The following is a 1820-nucleotide window of genomic DNA, read 5'->3' as shown; positions in this document are numbered from 1 at the left end:
CGGCGGAAGCGCCGGGTTGACAGGTTTCCGACACCACTGTACTTATTTACGCACGGCGCTCGTCGCCGAGGCACCTCGGTTCGGGTGCCGAGGATGGGGGATACGCATGCTCACGCCCACGGTCGCGGTCCAGCGACCTCCCGACTGGCTCGTCCGCCTGCTCGCGCGACCGGCGGACGACGCGACGAAGGGTCATCCCGTCTTCTGCTCGCAGTTGCGCCGCGTCTCACTGGTCTGGGTGTGCCTCAGCCTGCCGGTCGTCGTGTTCGTGGGGTCGCTCGCCACCACGACCACCGGCTACCTCGTCGTCTTCGCCCTGCTGGCGAGTGGCCTGTACACCTCGCCGGCGCTGCTCCACACGGTGCTCGCGGCCCGCCGTGCGGCCCGCCCCGACGACCGATGCTGGTGGGTGTGGCTCGCTGGCCTGGTGCTCATGTACGGCATCGGCGTGGGCATGTTGGTCGGCCCGTTCGTCTCGTTCCGCACGTCGACCCTGGTCAACACGACCGTCGTCGCCGTCACGTCACTACTGCTCATGACGGCGATCGTGCTGGTGGTGCGCTCACGCTCGGGCCGGCGGGCGATGTCGGTCGACCTGACGGAGAGCGTCATGTCGGTCATCGTCGTCGTGGCCCCCGCCGTGCTGGTGTGGGGGGACGACGTCCTCGACGCCGAAGCCACCTGGTACGCGGTGCCGGCGGCCGTCGCCGCCGTGGCCATGGTCTTCGGGACGTACTGGGCCGTGCTGCTGCACGCGCGCCTGCGGGGCGACGGCGGGGGTCGCCGGATGATCAGCGGGGTCGGCATCGCCCTCGCCCTCGTCGGGCTGCTCAACGCGATGGCTCAGACGATGCAGGGCATCTCGGGCTTCGCCCTGCCGAGCGGCCCGCTGCTGGGGCTGCACGCGCTGTGCATGAGCCTGCTGCTGCTCATGCCGCTGTTCGTCCCCAGCCGCGTCTCTCCGGGCCTCGACAACCTGCCGCCACAGGATCAGGTCCGTGGTGCGTTGCTGCCGGCGCTGTTGATGCTCGTGGGCCTTCCAGCGCTGGTGGCCACCACGCTGCTGCTGCAAGACCAGTACGAGTGGGCGCCGCTGTACTCGCTCGGGGTCACGGGCGTCCTGCTGGTCCTCGCCGCCGTCCGCCAGCTCGCCGCGGTGCGCGAGACCCGCCGTCTCTACGGCCAGGTCGAGCAGGCTGCCGCCGCCCGCCGCGAGCTGCTGGCGCAGGTCATGCAACGTGCCGACGACGACCGCCATCGCGTGGCGGCCCAGCTTCACGAGCAGGCGGTGTCGGCGTACGCGTCGTTCGTCTCGTACATCCAGATGAGCTCGCTCACCCCCGCCGGCACCGAGGGCTCGACGGGCGTGTCGACGCTGGTCCGCGACGAGCTGCGCGACCAGGCGGAGTCTCTGCGTCAGCTGATGCTGGCCGTACAACCGCTCGAGGTCGACCGGCCCCGCTGCCACAGCCTGAGCGCCCCGATCCACGCCTACGTCGACGGCTTGTACGGCGACCATCGCACGCCGCAGCAGACCGTCGTCGTCGACGACGATGTGGTGCTCGACTGGACGACGGAGACCGTCGTGCTGCGCATCGTGCAGGAGGCGGTCCGCAACGTCTGGCGTCACAGCAAGGCGACGCGCCTCGATGTGTCCATAGCGGCCGACGACGGTGTCGTCGTCGTCGAGGTCGCGGACGACGGTGTGGGCTTCGAGCCATCCGCGGTGCTGTTCGAGTCGGGCATCGCGGCGATGCGCAGCTTCGCACTGCTCGGACAAGGCTCACTCAGCGTGGAGAGCGCCCCCGGTCGGGGCACCC

1 protein-coding gene is annotated in these 1820 nt (G+C 70.4%); it reads left to right on the top strand.

Going from position 1 to position 1820, the window contains the following annotated elements; genetic code table 11:
- Window positions 1–106: 106 nt before the first annotated feature.
- Window positions 107–1820, top strand: a 1714-nt coding sequence (locus PV363_RS17670; RefSeq protein WP_301023074.1) for an ATP-binding protein, incomplete at its 3' end; no start/stop codon positions are given.

It is taken from the genome of Mumia sp., from assembly GCF_028803055.1.
Lineage (GTDB): Bacteria > Actinomycetota > Actinomycetes > Propionibacteriales > Nocardioidaceae > Mumia.
The sequence above is the reverse complement of the archived record's forward strand: the minus strand, read 5'-3'. Positions and strand labels throughout refer to the sequence as shown.